This is a genomic window from Pseudoalteromonas sp. 1_2015MBL_MicDiv (genome assembly GCF_002407505.1).
Classification (GTDB): Bacteria; Pseudomonadota; Gammaproteobacteria; order Enterobacterales; family Alteromonadaceae; genus Pseudoalteromonas; species Pseudoalteromonas fuliginea.
On the sequence record NZ_CP012738.1, the window covers coordinates 114,993 to 134,178 of the forward strand.

Here is a 19,186-nt window from a genome sequence, read left to right on the forward strand (position 1 = left end):
TATCACATTAAAAGCTTTGCTCTTAAACGCCAGCAAGCTGCGCGTCTACAAGGTAAACTTGGCTTATTGTTGTAGACGTAGAGCTTGCTCACGTTAGAAGCGCAGCTTCTCATTACTTAACGTACTCAAGCTATCACTCTAAAAGTGTTGCTTTTAAACGCCAGCAAGCTGCGCGTCTACAGAGGAAGCTTGGCTTATTGTTGTAGACGTAGAGCTTGCTCACGTAAGAAGCGCAGCTTCTCATTACTTAACATACTCAAGCTATCATTCTAAAAGTGTTGCTTTTAAACGCCAGCAAGCTGCACGTCTACAAGGTGCATATTGTTTTGTATAAAAATCATCAGCGCTTTGTATAACTATTACCTAGTTAATGCTAGTGTTTAAAGCACATACATTTTTATAATTTACTGGATTAACCGCTAAATTGTGGAGTCAAATATGTCTAATTGGGTTGATGCAACTGTAAAAAAAGTAACATGGTGGAACGAAACGCTTTTTAGCTTAACGGTTAATGCCGATGTAGAGCCATTTAAAGCAGGGCAGTTTACTAAGCTTTCAATAATTGAGGATGATAAACGCATAGCGCGTGCATATTCATACGTTAATTCACCCGATAGCTCAGCTCTAGAGTTTTATCTTATCAACGTAGCTGATGGGCTTTTATCACCGCGCTTAGCAAAACTACAGCCAGGCGACAACATATTAATTGAGCGCCGTGCAACAGGTTTTTTTACGCTTGACGAAATTCCACAAAGTGAGCAGTTGTGGATGTTAGGCACTGGCACAGCCATCGGGCCATTTTTATCAATATTGCAACAACCTGAGGTATGGCAAAAGTATCAGCATATAAACTTAGTGCATGGCGTACGTTTTAATAGTGATTTAAGTTACCAGCCGCTTATAAATGAGCTTTTAAAAGCTTACCCAGCACAACTTAATTATATACCTGTTGTGAGCCGAGAAGAGCCGTTAGAGGGCTTACATGGGCGTATTACTGATGCAATTCAAAGTAGTCGCCTATTTGATAAAGTAAAGTTAGATCCAGCACCAAATAATGCCCAATTTATGATTTGTGGCAATCCACAAATGGTAAAAGACACAACCGAACTTCTTATAGGGAAAAGCTTTAAGCGTAACAGGCGCAGAGAGCCTGGACATATAACAGTCGAACAGTACTGGTAAGTGGCTGAATGACTACCCGCAAACTCTAAAATTTGTTATGTTGCACCACATTACGCGTTTAGTGTTCATATTAGGAAAGTTATGAAACCGTTATCCATTATTTTAGCTTCATTAATCACCACAGTTGCATTGATTAGTTATGCCTCAGATCAACAACCTAAAGTAACCGAGCCAAAACTCAAAAGTGCAGAGCAAGTTGTTACAAATAAAGGTGACTCAGTCTCAAAAAATACCAACACAGATAACTTTGCAACTGAAATAGAAACTAACGATAAAATTAATACTCTTGAATACAAAGCGCCCGAACTTAAAAAACCGGTAATCGACACCGCTAAAACAGATGATTCAAAAGTATTTGGTAACGAAGCACCACAGCCAGTAGAAAAGCCAAAAAATAAAGTAGAGAAAGCAGTGGCTGTTGCCGAGGCCGAAAAAGCAGTTACGCAAGCTAAAGAGGCACTTACTACTAAGCAGCAAACTAAGGCAAAGCAGTCACGAGAGTCACTTGCCGTGGTTGAGCAATTGGTCAACGCTTACAACGCACGTAACATTGAAGAGTTTATTCGCGTGTACTCTGAAGATGTAGAGTTTTATATTTTCCCAAATGAGCTATTATTTAAAGGTAAAGAAAAACTAATCGCACGTTATGGGCTAATGTTTAAAAAACTAAAATGTATTCACTCATCGCCAATTAAGCGCATAGTGCACGGTGACATAGTAATAGATCATGAGTTATCAGAAACATGCTCTACTGATAAAAACGTTGTAGATAAACGTTCAGAGTTAATTTCGAGCTATCAAATTAAAGACGGCAAAATAATACGCGTCTTATTTTTCCGTTAAAGGACTGTTATGCAAATAAGTGACGAAAGAAAAATTCGCTTAATGTACCGAGTTGAGCCAGGCTGCTTAGGGCCTGATGGTGCTAACCATATAGAAGATTTTTGCCGTTTTGCTAACAAGCATATTAAATCGCCTTATTACGGCTTGTTTGTCTTTTTACCTCGTTACGATAAACAAAAAGATGAGCGTCAATACAGTGTAAATAGCCGTAACTTATCGCAAGTACAAGCTAAGGCGTACTTAAATCATTTTGATATTGATATAGATAATTTTGAAGAGCAGCTCGACGAGCTGCTCGCTAAAGCAATAGATTTATATTTTAAACGTTAAAATGCACTGCATGCAGCATACTATAAATTTAATTGTATTCCAGACGCTTCACCAGCCACAATTGTATTAAAGCTCTCGTTATCGTGTAAGCTTGCAAATGCACTTTCGTGTAATAGTTCATTACGTAAATTAGGCGAGTAATCTAGTGCCATTTTAATATCGGCTAGGGCATCTGCATGCTCATGTATTAGGGCAAAAGCACAGGCTCTTTGCCAGTATGCGTAGCCATAATCACTATCTATATCAATGGCTTGATTGCATAGTTCAATTGCTTGCGCTGTTTCGTTAATTTCCAGTAGTGCGTCAGCTTTATAAGCTATTGCTTCTACATCTTCTGGTTTACGTTTTAAAATTTCATCAAATATTTCAATTTTATTTGCAAAATCACTTTCTAAATTGGCGCGCATCCATAGTGAATGAACCTCGTTGGTAACCGATATACGTTCTTGGTTACTGAGTATTTCTTCAGAGCGTACACGCAGTTTTTCTTCAAGAATTTTTAATCTGTCTTCGTATTCATCCGTAATTACACTTACGCGTGTATTTACAATATCTTCTACTTTATTTTTAACATCACGTAGCGAGTTCCAACCCACTAAAACCAAAATAGATGCCGTGGCAGTAATAATAAAAAACACATTATTAATGGTATCGGTTGTGTATGTGAGCGCACGATCAGCGGTATCTAGTTGGGCGTGGGTAACTTGTTTAGTTACATCTTCACGTAGCTTTTGTTGATCTTGTCGTACTGCTTTTAGTTCATCTAAAACGTAGCGTTCTAAAAGTGGTTTATACATAGGCTCCTTTAGTTGGCTAAGGGCATGTTGTTGTTCTTGCGCAGTGAGCACTTCTGGCCTTTGTTCTGCTGCGTTCACAGTAGCCAAAAAAAATGTAAAACAAACAAAAAGTAAGGATATGTAATAACGCATTGGTATGCCTAGTTAAATTAATTACGAGTGTAACTTTAACACGCACAGCTAAAAGGCACAAAGCTAGTGAAGCCAAAAATTTTACAAAAAAAAGCCAGTTCAAGGTGAACTGGCCAAAACTGCTAAAACAACAAAAGTTGCAGGGAAATACAGGAGATAAATTGCATACTAACTGAATTTAGCTGAACAATTACTTAACTCAATTCAGTTAGTTAAAATAAGAAGATACACAAGGTATCTGGTTTATAAAGTAAAGGTGTATTGGGCTTAGGTAATACACCTTTATCGTTATAACTATAATTTCATGGTGAAGGGGATATTCCAATGTGCGCTTAAGTAAATCAAAGCCACTTTTGAGCCCTTCACTTATCAATACGCCGAAATTTTTCAGTGCGATCACAGGTCTTCTAAAAAAGTTAAGATAAATATTTTAATCTCGTATTTTAAATACAATTACAAAGTGCAGTAAAAAATATACACAACTAACTATCCATCAAAATTATAAATGACAACAATCGTTTTAAACAGCCGTTCGGTGCTGGTATAGCATAATTTATAAGCCTATATTAAATGCACATAAGTATTTAGGCAGGTGTACTAAGTCATAAACCAACTAAATAAAATAACCGTTACTTTTGTACTATAAGGATTTCAGAATGAGCAACCCTAAAGCAGGCCAATGTCCGGTCATGCATGGTAGTAATACTAAAACGTCTAATCCAAATACCGATTGGTGGCCAAACGCCCTTAACTTAGACATACTTCATCAACACGATACAAAAACGACTCCATATGACAGCGATTTCAACTACGCTGAAGCATTTAAAACACTAGATTTAGAAGCCTTAAAAACCGATTTAAAACACTTAATGAGGCAAAGCCAGCAGTGGTGGCCAGCCGATTGGGGCCATTACGGTGGTTTAATGATTCGCATGGCATGGCACTCAGCAGGATCATACAGACTAGCTGACGGGCGTGGTGGTGGCGGTACAGCTAATCAGCGTTTTGCTCCGCTAAATTCATGGCCTGATAATGGCAATCTCGATAAAGCGCGTCGTTTATTATGGCCAATTAAGAAAAAATACGGCAATAAACTTTCATGGGCCGACTTAATTATTTTAGCGGGCAACATGGCATACGAATCAATGGGTTTAAAAACCTTTGGGTTTGCAGGCGGGCGCGAAGATATTTGGCATCCTGAAAAAGACGTATATTGGGGAGCTGAAAAAGAATGGCTCGCACCAAGCGACGGACGCTACGCCAATGTAGACAAGCCAGACACAATGGAAAACCCGTTAGCCGCAGTACAAATGGGCTTAATTTACGTTAACCCAGAAGGTGTTAATGGTGTACCCGATCCACTTAAAACAGCAGCACAAGTTCGCGAAACGTTTGCGCGTATGGCAATGGACGATGAAGAAACAGCAGCACTTACCGTAGGTGGGCATACCGTAGGTAAAACGCATGGTAACGGTAAAGCCGAAAACCTAGGGCCAGAGCCAGAGGCTGCTGATGTACACGAGCAAGGTCTTGGTTGGAACAACACCACAACACGTGGTATTGGTCGCGATACAGTAACTTCTGGTATTGAAGGGGCATGGACTACCCACCCAACTAAATGGGATAACGACTACTGTAAACTACTGTTAAGCTACGAATGGGAATTAACAAAAAGCCCAGCAGGCGCTCATCAGTGGGAACCGGTTAATATTAAAGAAGAAGACAAGCCTGTTGATGTAGAAGATCCATCAATTCGTTTAAACCCAATAATGACTGATGCCGATATGGCCATGAAAATGGATCCAGCGTATCGTAAAATTATTGAGCGTTTTTATAACGACTTTGATTACTTCTCAGACGTATTTGCTCGCGCTTGGTTTAAATTAACTCACCGCGATTTAGGTCCTAAATCACGTTATTTAGGTGCCGATGTGCCAAGCGAGGATCTTATTTGGCAAGACCCAGTACCTACCGTTGACTACACACTCACAAACGCCGAAATTAGTGATTTAAAAACAACCTTACTTAATAGCGGTATTAGTGCTGCTGATTTAATTAGCACTGCATGGGACAGTGCTCGTACCTATCGTGGTTCTGATCACCGTGGTGGCGCAAATGGCGCACGTATTCGCTTAGCACCGCAAAAAGATTGGCAAGGTAATGAGCCAGCGCGTTTAGCAACAGTACTAAGTGCACTTGAAAAAGTACAAGCAGGTTTGAGTAAGCCTATTAGTATTGCCGACTTAATTGTTTTAGGCGGTACTGCTGCTGTAGAGCAAGCTGCTAAAAGCGCTGGTGTTGATGTAACCGTACCGTTCGCGCCAGGACGAGGGGACGCAACAGACGACATGACCGATGCCGAATCGTTTGATGTGCTTGAACCCATTCATGACGGCTTTAGAAACTGGCTGAAAAAAGACTATGTAGTATCCGCGGAAGAGCTTTTACTAGAGCGTAGCCAGTTGATGGGTTTAAGTGCACCAGAAATGTCAGTATTACTTGGTGGCATGCGCGTGTTAGGCACTAACCACAATGGCAGTCAGCATGGCGTATTTACAAGTAATGTCGGCACCTTAAGTAATGACTTTTTTGTAAACTTAACGGATATGGCGTACCGCTGGGAGCCTACTGAAAAAGGGTTGTACAATATTGTAGAGCGTACAAGCGGCGTAACTAAATGGACTGCAACACGTGTTGATTTAGTATTTGGCTCAAACTCGGTTTTACGTGCACTTGCTGAGTTTTATGCGCAAGACGACAACAAAGAACGCTTTGTTCACGACTTCGTAAATGCATGGGTAAAAGTAATGAATACCGACAGGTTTGATATTAAATAATCTGTGCGTTATAAATAAAAAAGGGGGAGTAATTAATTACTCCCCCTTTTTTATTTATAACGCAGTGGCAAACATATATTTGTAGACGTTGAGCTTGCTCACGTTAGAAGCAAAGCTTCTCATTACTTAATACCCTAAAAACTACGTTTTTATACGCCAGCAAGCTGTGCGTCTAAAGGGTTTATACCCAAGTTTCAGAATATGACTTGTAGACGTCGAGCTTGCTCACGTTAGAAGCGTAGCTTCTCATTACTTAAATATGCCATTATAAATATACACAGTCCCAAAATGGATATTCTCCAACCTCATTTACAAGCTTAGCACGTAAAGGGTTTGCAACAATATAACGTGCCTGGTTAATTAAATCCTCTTCAGTTCTAAGTTGATGCTCAAAATAGTTTTGCTGCCAAATTGACCCATTAGAATAATTAAACTTATTAATATTCACTGTGGTAATACTTTTATATTGCCTCACAACATCATTAAGAGGTAAATCTTTTAATTGAAACAACCAATGTAAATGATCTGGCATTAACGTATAGCAAATAGTATTTACCTTGTTTTGCATATAAACCAATCCTCTTATTGCTATACATGCACTTTCAAAATTTTTGAATATCTGAGTTCTTTTTCTAGTACATATTGTGACAGAGTAAAATTGGTTTTCGCAGGTGTAGCGCCCAGTTAATAGTTTTTTAGATGAATACATAAAGATTTTAATTTATTGGGTTTTTATAAATATAGATAAAACACACTGTTCAACAAGTTATATGGTGTACCTTGAAGTAAACGTGAGCTTGCTCACTACGTTTTAAACGCCAGCAAGCTGCGCGTCTACAGGGTTTATACCCAGGTTTCAGAATATGATTTGTAGACGTTGAGCTTGCTCACGTTAGAAGCGTAGCTTCTCATTACTTAATACCCTAAAAACTGCGTTTTTACACGCCAGCAAGCTGTGCGTCTACAGGGTTTATACCCAGGTTTCAGAATATGATTTGTAGACGTTGAGCTTGCTCACGCGAGAAGCAAAGCTTCTCATTACTTAATACCCTAAAAACTACGTTTTTACACGCCAGCAAGCTGCGCGTCTACAGGGTTTATACCCAGGTTTCAGAATATGATTTGTAGACGTTGAGCTTGCTCACGTTAGAAGCGTAGCTTCTCATTACTTAATACCCTAAAAACTGCGTTTTTACACGCCAGCAAGCTGTGTGTCTACAGGGTTTATACCCAAGTTTCAGAATATGTTTTGTAGACGTTGAGCTTGCTCACGTGAGAAGCAAGGCTTCTAATTACTTAATACCCTAAAAACTACGTTTTTACACGCCAGCAAGCTGTGCGTCTACAGGGTTTATGCAAAAATGCCCAAATTCACTATTTACCACCCATAAAAAAACGGCGCTAAATTTAGCACCGTTTTTAAAAGTAATGAGAAAAATTTACGCTTTTTTCTCTTCACAACTTGAAAGGTATTCGTCAAACGTACCCTGGAAGTCGATTACTTTTTTATCTTTAATATCAATGATACGCGTCGCTAATGACGATACAAACTCACGGTCATGGCTTACAAAAATTAGCGTGCCTTCAAAGTCTTTAAGCGCATTGTTAAGCGCTTCAATGGCTTCCATATCCATGTGGTTAGTCGGTTCGTCCATTACCAGTACGTTAACGTCTTGCATCATTAACTTACCGAATAACAAACGGTTTTTTTCACCACCCGAACAGTTGCGCGCTTTTTTATTTGAATCGTCAGCTGTAAACAACAAACGACCCAGCATGCCGCGTACCATTAAATCGTTATGATTAACTGTGCGCCACTGCGACATCCAATCAAACAAGGTTAAATCGTTATCAAAATCTTTAGTGCTGTCTTGCGGGCAATAACCAAAGGTCGCATTTTCAGACCATTTAATTTCGCCCTCTAAACTTTTAAGCTCGTTAACTAAACAACGTAAAAAAGTAGTTTTACCTACCCCGTTTTCGCCAATAACAGCAAGCTTAGCGCCAGCTTCTAGTAGTAGATCGCCGCCAGTGAATAACTTTTCGCCATCAAAACCATGGCCAAGCTTGTTAACTTCAAGCGCTTGACGATACATTTTTTTACCTTCGTCAAACGAAAGCGATGGACTCATACGACTCGACGATTTAACTTCATCAAGTTTAATTTTATCCATTTTTTTAGCGCGTGAACTTGCTTGTTTTGCTTTTGAAGCATTAGCACCAAAACGGTTAACAAAGTCTTGTAGCTCGTCAATTTCAGCGCTCTTTTTAGCATTTTCAGCTAAAAGTTGCTCGCGCTGCAGCCCTGCCGCTTCTAAAAACTTCTCGTAGTTACCAGGATAAATACGCAGCTCGCCATAATCTATATCGGCCATATGTGTACATACAGAGTTTAAAAAGTGACGGTCATGCGAAATAATAATCATCGTACATTTACGCTTGTTAAGCTCGTTGGCAAGCCACGTAATTGTATGAATATCCAAGTTATTGGTAGGCTCATCGAGTAGCAAAATATCAGGGTTTGCAAATAACGCTTGTGCTAAAAGCACACGTAACTTCCAACCAGGTGCAACGTTTGCCATTAATCCATAATGAAATTCTTTATCGATACCCGCTTCTAGCAAAATTTCTTCAGCGCGGCTTTCTGCCGTGTAACCGTCCATTTCAGCAAATACGCTTTCAAGTTCAGCTACTTTCATACCATCGTCTTCGCTCATTTCTGGCAAAGAGTAAATACGTTCGCGTTCTTGCTTTACTTTCCAAAGCTCAACGTCACCCATAATTACAGCGTCTACAACGCTATACTCTTCAAAGGCAAACTGGTCTTGGCTTAGGTTACCTACTTTTAACCCTGGAGTAATAGATACATTACCCGCGCTTGGCACAAGCGCCCCGCTTAAAATCTTCATGAAAGTCGACTTGCCGCAACCGTTAGCGCCAATTAAACCGTAACGGTTGCCGTTACCAAATTTAGCTGAAATGTTTTCAAACAACGGCTCTGCGCCAAACTGCATCGTAATATTTGCGGTGGAGATCAAAAAAGGTAATCCTAGATAAGTACTGACAGGAGTACGCTGCAGCAACACGCCACAAACAAGAACCAGACAATAGGGTAAATTAGCTGGCGAATTATACAGATCAGCCAAGAGGAAGGGAAGATAAAAGGCGCTTTAAATTAAAGCAAAAACAGATAGCGATAAGTGATTTTACAGCTCAAAACAGTTAATAAGTTTGGTAAATACGTTCTGTGGCCTTTTTATTTTTTTGAATTAATTGATTAATAACCGATAGTTCATCAAGCGTAACCGTTTTTTTACTCAGCATTAAATGCACAGGGGCTTTATTAAAAAATACCATATTAGTAACCGGTTCAATATTTAATGATTGTTTTAAAAAAAACAGCCCCGACAAAGCGTCTTCAATCACAAAATCTACCCGCTGTTTATTGAGCATTTCAAAGCGCTTATCGGCGGTCGAAATAAGCACAACTTGCTTAGGATATGCTTTTTTAAGTTGCTCGAACTGCGCGCCATAATAACTACCTCGATTAACGGCAATACTAAAGCCTTGGCTAAATAGTTGTTCAATTGAACTTAAATTAGGGGAAAGCGTATTTTTATAAAGCAGCATAACCTCGTCACGGTAGCTTTGGCTAAAATACGCAAATTCGCTTCGTTTTTTAGTTTTAGTTGCCGCAAACATAATATCTATACGGCCTTGCTTTAACTCTTCTTGTGCGCGTAAAGAGCTAGGTAATACGCTAAATTTCAAGCAAAAAGGGGAGCCTTTAAACAACGTTTTTATAACGTTAATTTCAATACCCGACAACACCCCGTTTTTTAGCTCAACATAAGGTGGCCAGTAATTTTCATTTGTGCCAACTTCAAAAGTTTTATTACATGCGTGCGTATTAAAGGTACTTAACAGTAATACAGCAAAAACGACTATTATAGTTTTCATTACACTCCAATTAATTGCGCTTGCGGTTATAGCTGGCAATTAAACATTACTCAAATAGCGCCTTAAGTGCCGTTTGATTGTTTTTTATGTGTTTATTTATTACTTCAAGCTCTTCAACCGACACCGTATCTTTGCTTAGCATTAAATGTATTGCGTCTTTATTTATAAATTTGATATTTTTAACCGGTGCTAAGTTTGAGCTTCGTTTAATAAAATAAGCACTCGCTAGCTCATCTTCAATTGCAAAATCAATACGTTGCTTATTAAGCATTTCGAAGCGCTTGCTCACTGCGCTGGTGTACTCAATTTGTTTTTTATACGTTGTTTTATATTGTTCAAATTCTTCACCGTAATAACTACCAAAGTTAGCGCCTACAGTAAGGCCTTGTTTAAAAATATCTTCTAAGCTATCAACATTGTGCTGGTTGTTTTTGTTTTCGTATAAACGCATTACCTCCGTACGGTAACTTTCACTAAAATGAACATATTTAGCACGATTATCGGTATAGCTAGCCGCCCAGCCTAAATCAATTCGGCCATGTTTAAGCTCAACAAAAGCGCGCTTTGAATTAGGCAGTAATTCAACCTTAAAACAAAAAGGCGAGCCGGCAAATATAATGTTAAGTGCATCTACCTCTGCGCCTTGTAATTCACCATTAATACCTAACACATATGGCGGCCAAAATGCATCGTGCGATGCAACACTTAAAGTTCTTTCGCAAGCAAACACAGTAGGCGACACGTTAAAAATTAAGCAAATAAATAGGGTTATTAGTTTATTCATTACGCCTCTAATACAATTAATTATTGTTTGTTTTTAATACAGTATAAACTAGCTTGAGCATTTTAGTGCTGGGGTTGTGTAAAAATGTAAATAGCTCACTAAGCAGAGAAAGGTAGCTGAGCGTTTAAGTTTAACAATTGCACTTATTTTATAAACTTAAGAAAAAATATTGTTGCTAACTTTATCAATCGGTACACTACAAATAAATTTATGAATAGTAGAGCAAGTTATGTCGCCAACCAAAATACGTAACGATGTTGTAAAACTCAGTGAATTGAGCACTAAAAAACCAGATTATTACTTTATTCAGGGTTATTTAATGGGGTTGGGTGTATTACCACAAATGCTTAACCCTAGTGAGTGGCAACCAGATCTATTTGGAGATCTTAATGTTCAAAATGCGACTGAACTAAAATACTTAGAAAGCTTAATGGCTCTGTATAACCAGTGCATGGAAAAAGTAATTCAAAACGAATTAAAAATGCCTGCTAAGTGTAGCCTATCTAAACAAGATTACCGTGATTCACTTAAACCGAATATGCCTCTACCAAGTTACTGTAAAGGGGTTTTACAGGCGCTTAAACATATAAATAAACGCATGCTCGATGCAGAGCAAAAACAGGCCCTTAATAACCTAAACAGCGTTTTAAAAGCATTTTCTAGTGAAAAAGCAGCAGCAAAAGAATTTGGTGAATTTGCCCAATATAACGCCCAAGAATATAAACGTAATTATGTTTATTTTATGGCCGACGCTATTTTTGAACTTCGATTTAGTAACGACCTAACTTTAAGTGACGAAGATGAGGCTGTATTTAACAACAGCTTTTTAGACGAAGAACCAAATGAATTAGATGAGCTTGATGAATTACTTGGACTTGTACTCGCCGATACAGAGCTAAAAGCACTTGAGCCAATGCAAATGTTGCTAGAAATCATGGAAGGTGGGCTTATAACTAAGCAATTTATTAAAGACAACACAGGGCATTTTTGGGGACTACAAGAAACTCGCCCCTATATGATGCTTCGCGCGCATCGAGCAAAAATACACGCACTGCATGGTTATACCGTAAAAGCACAATCAGAACTCGAAGAGTTACTAAAGCTAAACCCAAACGATAATCAAGCAAACCGCTTTTTATTAATGAACTGCCTAATTATAAATAAAGAGTGGGAGAAGTTAGAGGCTTTATTAGCCGACTTTGATTTTCAAGAACTACACGCAACAGCAAGCCGTGCGCTAAGTGCTTTTGTAATGCATGGCGATTCAAAACCCGCAAACGATTACAAAAAAATGCTCCAGCAGCAAAATAAACACTTTACCAAAATACTCACCGGGCAAGAAAAACTAAAAGAACAACAGCCACCATATTACAGCCCAGGCAGTAAAGAAGAGGTGGGTGTTTACCTTGAGTCGTTAGGTAAACAGGCATGGATTTCGGTTCCCGCGAGTCTTTTTTGGCTAAGAAAAAAGTAATAACTAAACGCGTAAAAAGTGCTAAGCGTGATTTATGTCGCGCTTAGTACTCACATCAGCGCTTAATAATAACAGCGTATTAATTTAAAAATTTCTACTTATTAAACCTGTATTTAATGCACTTGTTCCTGTAGATTGAGCAAATAATGAATGCAGTATTAACAGTGCCTTAGCTGTTAGACGATTAGCCAAGGAGCGGTGAGTCTCGTGTCAAACGCCACACTTACTTATTACGACCAAAATGCCAAAGCCTTTAGCGACTCAACACTAAACGTTGATATGTCGGCGCTTTATGCTGAGTTTTTACCGCACGTTGCACAACACGGGAGTATTTTAGATGCCGGTTGTGGCAGTGCACGCGATGCCGCATTTTTTAAAGCGCAGGGTTTCACTGTAAGTGCGTTTGATGCAAGCCCAGAGCTGGCAGAGTTGGCAAGCAGTTATTTACAACAACTTGTAGCGGTTAAAACATTCCAACAGCTAAATTGTGTAAATCAATACGACGGTATTTGGTGCTGCGCTAGTTTATTGCACGTTCCAAAAGCTGAGTTACCGCAGGTGTTTTTAAACCTACAAAATGCGCTTAAACCCAATGGTGTTTTGTATGTATCGTTTAAATATGGCGAGTCAGAGCGTGTGCATAATGGTCGTGAATTTACCGATTTAAACGAAAATGCTTTAACGCATTTACTTAGTCATACGCAGTTAAAAGCTATTAAACAATGGCAAAGTGTTGACAAGCGCCCAGAGCGCGAAAGTGAAGTGTGGCTAAATGCGCTTATAAAAGTAGTGCACGTTTTATGATTGGAGCAATGCAGCAACAGCTCGACTTTATTGCTTATATTCAGCGCTTATTAGTTGAAGGTGATTTTAGTGCTACTTATAAGTTTGCACTTTTACATGCACTGGCTGATATTAGTATCGAAAAACATCACGCTGATCCACAAGCACAGTTACAAATAAAATTTGATGAATTAGTCGATAAATTTATTACTTTATATTGGCACCAAGCATCGCCATTTGGCGCAACTGGTAACAATACAGAGCAACTACTTTTACAAAATACCGACTCCAGTAAACAAGCCAAAATTATAACTACGCTTCATGATGCAAAATTAAATAATATAAATTCAATTAGCCAATTAAAAAAGAGCCAAGGTTGGAAAAATATACGCAGCTCAACATTAAAAACCATTAAAGAGGGCCCGCTATGGTTATTACAAAAATTAAATGGCAAAGAAGAGTGTTTTTTGTATCCCCATATAAAAGGCCAATCATACATCACGTTAAATGCAGGTATTGCTAGCTGCTTTAGGCGTTTTTACGACCTAGTTGTTTATTTAGCAAAAAACGCATGGCTGCAAAAAATTCAAAGTATAAAACACAACCAAGCGCTTATTGGCCCGCAAAGCCAACTACACGAATTTTTATTCGGCTTTGATCGCAATGCACTGAGTAAGGCAAAGCCTGTGTTGATAGAGCTTCAGCACGGTAATTGTTTTTATTGCGAAAAACCATTGAACAGTAAAACCGAGGTTGATCACTTTATACCGTTTGCTCGCTACGCAAATGATTTAGGTCATAACTTTGTGGCAGCACATAGCACCTGTAATAACAGTAAAAGTGACTTCTTAGCTGCGCAACTTCACCGCGAACGCTGGCAAGAACAAAATTTAGTGATTAATAGCCAGCATTTAACAACTGAACTTAGTGATTACTTTAATTGCGATTCAGATAAGTCGCTTTCGGTTAGTGATTGGGCGTATCAGGTTGCACAGGCAAATAGTGCAAAGTTATGGGTAGCGAAAGGCAGTTTTGAAGAAGCAGCTAGTTTTAAATATCAGCAACCAAATGCTGGGCTGGGTTTAGTAGCGGAAGAAAAGCCAAGGTATGACGTGTAAGGCAGAATTTGTAGTTCGTGCTGTAGGCGTGAGTTTACCTCGCGCTTTGGCTTGTAGGCGCTGAGCTTGCTCGCGCGAAAAGCGAAGCTTTTAAATTTCGATGTAATTAATATGTAGGTGCGATTTTATATCGCGCTGTGTATTGTAGACGCTCAGCTTGCTGGCGTTAAAAGCGAAGCTTTTAAATTTCGACGTAATTAATATGTAGGTGCGATTTTATATCGCGCTCATAAATTGGTGTTTTATCGTGGGGCTTCAAGGGATTCAAAAACCTCTATTCGAGGTTATATCGCGTTGGCGATGGCAGCCAAAGGGCGGCATTTGAGAAATATTTGACATTGTACGAGGTAACTCGTCCATGAAGCTGGGTTCCTGTCAGCATCCATGCTTCCACTTCCTCGTGCTGCGAAGCTTCGCTTCGGTCACTCGTCACCCACGGCGCACCCGAGGATCACACTTTATCTTCAACTTACGTGAATGATGTGAACGTAACCAGCGTAGATAGGCCATCCATAGCCAAGCTACGCTTTGTACAGCATTGCCTAAAGGGATTTAGGTACTTGGAATTTGTCGGGAACAAAATTCCGCCATGCTGTAAATTACTAATCATTACGATCGTTTCAGGTGTGATCACGGGGAATAGGAGTGTGTTGGTAGATTGGTGTTTATAAATGCAGGCGGGAGTTTACATCGTGCTTTTGGGTTGTAGGCGCAGAGCTTGCTCGCGCGAAAAGCGAAGCTTTTAAACTTCGGTGTAATTAATGTGTAGGTGCGATTTTATATCGCGCTCATAAGTTGTTTTTTTCGTGGGATTCAAGGGATTCAAAACCTCTATTCGAGGTTATATCGCGTTGGCGATGGCAACCAAAGGGCGGCTGCCGCCGACCGCCCTTTGGAATCCCACGGCGCACCCGAGGATCACACTTTATCTTCAACTTACGTTAATGATGTGAACGTAACCAGCGTAGATAGGCCATCCATGGCCAAACTACGCTTTGTACAGCATCCATGCTGTAAATTACTCATCATTAACTAAGTTTCAGGTGTGATCACGGGGAATTGGTGTGTGCTGGTCGATTGGTGTTTATGAATGAAGTCACGATTTTACGTCGTGCTTTGGGTTGTAAGCGCAGAGCTTGCTCGCGCGAAAAGCGAAGCTTTTAAATTGTATAAGGTTTGGCAAAAAAGTTATGTACGAAAATCGTTTCACTAAATGGATGCGCTGGTGTGATAGAGATACACCTCAGGGAATTAATTATCCAGGTATTTATATCTGTGCGATTTCAGAAGAAGATATATCTGGTAAAAATTTTTCATGGACTAAAGATATTGTCTATGTAGGTATGACTAATTCCTTAAAAGGGCTTACAGGAAGGCTAAAGCAATTTGATAATACAATAAAAGGCAAAAGCGGTCATGGTGGCGCTGATCGCATACGATACAAATATCAGAATTATAATGAGTTAGTAAACAAGTTATATGTAGCTGTAGCAACATTTACATGTAATGTTAAATCAAACAGTCCTGAAGACTTACGAACTATGGGTAAAGTAGCAAAGTTCGAATATGATTGCTTTGCACGCTTTACAGAATCATTTGGTTATCTTCCTGAGTTTAATGACTACGCCAAATCGCCTAAATATAGTTTAACAATAGAGCGTAAAGGGTAGATTTTGGGAGAATACACGAATTCAAATGGCTTTAAATATTAGGAAAATACTTAGCCTTGATTTGCGACAAAGAGTGATAAGCGTAAATTGGTAAAAGTTAAACTTAGTCCTCTTTTGATAAGTAGGCTACCAATTTTGTACGATATATTATCAACCGCCGTTTTTGTGTGTTAAAAACCAGCAAAGTGGTGCTCAATAAGCAGCTAGTTTCCAAGAGGGGTTTATGAATATTAAAGAGCAAGCAATAAAAAAGCTAGCCAACTCAATGAGAATTTATGTTGAAACACACATAGATTTTCAAAGGTTAAAGAGCATTGATATTGAAGAAGCAGTTGATAATCTAGATCGTGCTTTTGAGTCAAAGTTAGAGGCATTCCATAGCCTATATGATGTGACTAAAGGTGATTTTGATTATTTTTCTTATGCTGATACAGCCTCATTAATTTTAATGCGTAATGCTATACATCACCGTGACCATCTTCTATTTCAAAGTTGGAATCATAACATGGCTCTGGATCAAGGTTATAAAAATCACCTTGGGGCTGAATTTCTCCTAGCTGGTTATGCTGTTTTAGACTCGCCAGTTAGGATGAGATATTTTTATAAGCTTGAAGATTTTTACCTCCGAATAGATGAAAGTCTTCAGTCTCCCTATATTGAGTCACGGATGGGGAGTAAGAATCGAAAGAAACTATTAAATCAGCTTGAATCGGAGCTAAATTTTCAAGTTATAAAACAAAAGGCAGAGACTGAACGCTATCCAATAAAGCAGGTTTATATAAATGTCATGCCTATTTTTATATCAGCTGTTTGCAGAGTATTCACTGCACTTAAAGAAAAAGGAGTTGAGTTTAAAGGTTTTGATGCAAAAGCATATGAGACTCCTTTTACTAATGAGTTAACAGTAGATTTTTCAAAGGTCATATATGAGCCCTTACGTATCATGTAAAGAAGATAAACTAGCAAACAACGGATTGGACAATAGGAATTAGCATTGAGCGATAATTGGACGGAAGAAGAACTTAAGGCCGCAGTAAAAGCTTACGTAAAAATGCATACCGACGAAGCCAACGGTAACTCTTTTGTAAAAAAAAAAATTATGCAGGGCTTGCTCAGGAGTTTTGCAGAACAGAAAAGTCCTTTGAGTATCGAATGCAGAATATTTCATATGTATATTCACTTATGGGTCGTAATTGGGTTTCCGGTCTTAAGCCCGCGAAAAATGTTGGCTCTAAAACTGCTGCAATTATTGAAAGGCTTATATCAGAGACCGAAGGTAAGACTTTAGTACAGGTAGCAGAATTTGAAAGTCAGGTTATTTCTTATAAATCAAAGAAAATACTTTCCAAGCCTTGTGGCATTAAAGAACCGGAAAAAACTTATACCATCGTCACAAATTACGTCAGGGACCCCAAGGTCAAAGCTTGGGTGCTTAAAGAAGCGAATGGGCGATGTGAGTGCTGCGAAGTTGGTGCACCATTTACAACCGCAGAACGTGAGCCTTTTTTAGAGGTTCATCACCTGCGACGCCTTGCTGATGGTGGTTCTGATACTGTTTCGAATGCTATAGCTTTGTGTCCAAACTGCCATCGAGAAATACATTATGGCGTTAATAAAACTACATTAGCCAATTCGCTGTATAAAAAAATAGCAAGGCTTGTTCATGAATAAATATGTAATAGGCTATTAAAATTGCAACGCCCACAAACGGCAACTTGTAAAGTTCCACTGTTAGCGAACTTGAGACAGTCACGAGTTATGATGATTGAAGTGAAGGTTTAACTCTTTTGACTTTCAAGTCATTACCCATCAATTTATAACTTTCGGGTGTGAGCACCGGTAGTTGGGGTGGATTGGTTCTTAGCATTTTATTTAGTGAAGACCCATGCTAAGTTTGTATTTAATAATAAAAATAAATTAAGCCTAAACTTTATTTGCGACTAAGTGATTTAAAGCTGTTGTTTTCAATGACAGACATTAAAATAGCTGCATTAAATTAAGTTGTATTAAGAGTAAAAAATGTCTACAAGAATGGATCAAAACAAACAGGGAGTTTATATCGACCTTTTTTCAGGTTGCGGCGGCTTGTCTTTAGGACTTGGGAACGCAGGCTGGAAGGGGCTTTTTGCTGTTGAAAAAGATTCGATGGCATTTAATACTTTTAAACATAACCTAATTGATGGGAAGAACTCACACTTTGAATGGCCATCGTTTTTGCCTAAGAAAGAAACGACCATTCAAGAGCTTCTTGAAAAGTATCCACAAGAACTTACTTCGTTACGAGGCAAAGTAGATTTAATCGCTGGAGGTCCCCCCTGCCAAGGTTTTTCATTGGCTGGGCAGCGCAACGAAAAAGATCCACGTAACAAACTTTCGGAAGAATATATAAAAATGGTTGAACTTGTTTCTCCAAAATATATTTTACTCGAAAATGTGAGAGGTTTCGCGTCATCATTTAAGTCGGCTACAGGCAAAAAGGCTAAGCTTCCATATGCGATGGTAGTGAAGAAAAAATTAGAAAATCTCGGTTATGCTATTTTTCATGACTTCTTATGTAGTGCTGATTTTGGTGTGCCGCAAAAACGTACTCGTTTTATTATGATTGGGATTAAAAAAGAGCATTTAAAAAATGAGTTACTAAACCCATTCGAAAAACTGTTAACTATGCGTAGCGATTTCTTAAAAAGTAAAGGATTGCCTGATACTAAAATAAGAGTCAAAGATGCAATAAATGATCTATTAATTGAAAATAATGAATTGAGTTTCCATTCAGGAAATGAGTTGTCAGGGTTTAAAAAACTCAAATATGCTCCGAAAGCTAAACCAAATGCTTACTTGAAATTAATGAGAAAAGGCATGGGTAAGAAAGCACCTAATAGTTTACGAATTGCACGCCATAAACCCGATACTATTGTTAAATTTAAGTTCATACAAAAAATCTGCAAACCAGGTATTACTCTAAATGATGAGATGCGAGCTCTAGTTGGTACTCGAAAACAAGCAATAACAGTACTTAATCCAGAACAACCTTCTAAAACATTGACTACGTTGCCTGACGACCTTCTGCACTATTCAGAGCCTCGGATTCTTACAGTAAGAGAAATGGCTAGAATTCAATCTTTTCCAGACCGTTTTGAGATCTTAGGGAAGTACACAACTGGTGGAAATCGAAGGACACAAGAGTGCCCTCGATATACTCAAGTAGGAAATGCAGTTCCTCCTTTGTTAGGTGAGGCTTTAGGGACTTTGATAATGAATATTAAGGAATGATACTTT

16 protein-coding genes are annotated in these 19,186 nt (G+C 38.8%); 11 read left to right on the top strand and 5 right to left on the bottom strand.

Annotated features, from left to right (window positions below; all coding sequences use genetic code 11):
- The first annotated feature begins 438 nt into the window (after positions 1-438).
- The 3 genes from AOR04_RS18070 to AOR04_RS18080 all read left to right on the top strand — a co-directional run bounded on the left by AOR04_RS18070 (position 439) and on the right by AOR04_RS18080 (position 2,355).
- On the top strand, positions 439-1,182 hold the full coding sequence (locus AOR04_RS18070) for a ferredoxin--NADP reductase (RefSeq protein ID WP_096794212.1): 744 nt from the start codon (positions 439-441) through the stop codon (positions 1,180-1,182).
- An 81-nt stretch (positions 1,183-1,263) separates the two neighbouring features.
- The gene (locus AOR04_RS18075) at positions 1,264-2,025 is read left to right on the top strand and encodes a nuclear transport factor 2 family protein (protein ID WP_096794213.1); all 762 of its coding nucleotides are present in this window, start codon (positions 1,264-1,266) and stop codon (positions 2,023-2,025) included.
- A gap of 9 nt (positions 2,026-2,034) precedes the next feature.
- On the top strand, positions 2,035-2,355 hold the full coding sequence (locus tag AOR04_RS18080; RefSeq protein ID WP_007379036.1) for a hypothetical protein: 321 nt from the start codon (positions 2,035-2,037) through the stop codon (positions 2,353-2,355).
- Positions 2,356-2,375: 20 nt separating this feature from the next.
- Here AOR04_RS18080 and AOR04_RS18085 read toward each other — a convergent pair whose 3' ends face one another.
- Entirely contained in the window at positions 2,376-3,284 is a 909-nt protein-coding gene (locus tag AOR04_RS18085; RefSeq protein ID WP_033016400.1) for a tetratricopeptide repeat protein, read from the bottom strand.
- Between the two features lie 656 nt (positions 3,285-3,940).
- Here AOR04_RS18085 and katG point away from each other — a divergent pair.
- Positions 3,941-6,121 carry a catalase/peroxidase HPI gene (gene katG / locus AOR04_RS18090; RefSeq protein ID WP_096794214.1) on the top strand — a complete coding sequence of 727 codons (2,181 nt, stop codon included), beginning with the start codon at positions 3,941-3,943 and terminating at the stop codon, positions 6,119-6,121.
- A 265-nt stretch (positions 6,122-6,386) separates the two neighbouring features.
- Here katG and AOR04_RS18095 read toward each other — a convergent pair whose 3' ends face one another.
- The 4 genes from AOR04_RS18095 to AOR04_RS18110 form a co-directional block, all read right to left on the bottom strand.
- The gene (locus AOR04_RS18095; protein WP_081824565.1) at positions 6,387-6,830 is read right to left on the bottom strand and encodes an REP-associated tyrosine transposase; all 444 of its coding nucleotides are present in this window, start codon (positions 6,828-6,830) and stop codon (positions 6,387-6,389) included.
- A gap of 730 nt (positions 6,831-7,560) precedes the next feature.
- Entirely contained in the window at positions 7,561-9,159 is a 1,599-nt protein-coding gene (locus AOR04_RS18100) for an ABC-F family ATPase (protein WP_081824564.1), read from the bottom strand.
- Positions 9,160-9,343: 184 nt separating this feature from the next.
- Positions 9,344-10,081 carry a substrate-binding periplasmic protein gene (locus tag AOR04_RS18105; protein ID WP_096794650.1) on the bottom strand — a complete coding sequence of 246 codons (738 nt, stop codon included), beginning with the start codon at positions 10,079-10,081 and terminating at the stop codon, positions 9,344-9,346.
- Positions 10,082-10,127: 46 nt separating this feature from the next.
- Complete coding sequence (locus tag AOR04_RS18110; protein ID WP_033030064.1) at positions 10,128-10,865, bottom strand: substrate-binding periplasmic protein; 738 nt, start codon at positions 10,863-10,865, stop codon at positions 10,128-10,130.
- 229 nt (positions 10,866-11,094) lie between these two features.
- Between AOR04_RS18110 and AOR04_RS18115 the strand changes: the two genes are divergently transcribed.
- From AOR04_RS18115 to AOR04_RS18145, 7 genes are all read left to right on the top strand, one after another.
- Positions 11,095-12,339: a UPF0149 family protein gene (locus tag AOR04_RS18115; protein ID WP_096794215.1), complete on the top strand. Its 1,245-nt coding sequence runs from the start codon at positions 11,095-11,097 to the stop codon at positions 12,337-12,339.
- Positions 12,340-12,546: 207 nt separating this feature from the next.
- Positions 12,547-13,143 (top strand): class I SAM-dependent methyltransferase, encoded by a 597-nt coding sequence (locus AOR04_RS18120; protein WP_008136844.1) that lies wholly within the window; start codon positions 12,547-12,549, stop codon positions 13,141-13,143.
- Complete coding sequence (locus AOR04_RS18125) at positions 13,140-14,240, top strand: HNH endonuclease (protein WP_096794216.1); 1,101 nt, start codon at positions 13,140-13,142, stop codon at positions 14,238-14,240. Before AOR04_RS18120 ends, AOR04_RS18125 begins: the two co-directional genes overlap by 4 nt.
- Positions 14,241-15,430: 1,190 nt before the next feature.
- On the top strand, positions 15,431-15,910 hold the full coding sequence (locus AOR04_RS18130; protein ID WP_096794217.1) for a hypothetical protein: 480 nt from the start codon (positions 15,431-15,433) through the stop codon (positions 15,908-15,910).
- A 223-nt stretch (positions 15,911-16,133) separates the two neighbouring features.
- The gene (locus AOR04_RS18135; protein WP_096794218.1) at positions 16,134-16,859 is read left to right on the top strand and encodes a hypothetical protein; all 726 of its coding nucleotides are present in this window, start codon (positions 16,134-16,136) and stop codon (positions 16,857-16,859) included.
- 203 nt (positions 16,860-17,062) lie between these two features.
- Positions 17,063-17,581 carry an HNH endonuclease gene (locus AOR04_RS18140; RefSeq protein WP_198403037.1) on the top strand — a complete coding sequence of 173 codons (519 nt, stop codon included), beginning with the start codon at positions 17,063-17,065 and terminating at the stop codon, positions 17,579-17,581.
- A gap of 348 nt (positions 17,582-17,929) precedes the next feature.
- Positions 17,930-19,180: a DNA cytosine methyltransferase gene (locus tag AOR04_RS18145; protein ID WP_096794219.1), complete on the top strand. Its 1,251-nt coding sequence runs from the start codon at positions 17,930-17,932 to the stop codon at positions 19,178-19,180.
- Positions 19,181-19,186: the final 6 nt, after the last annotated feature.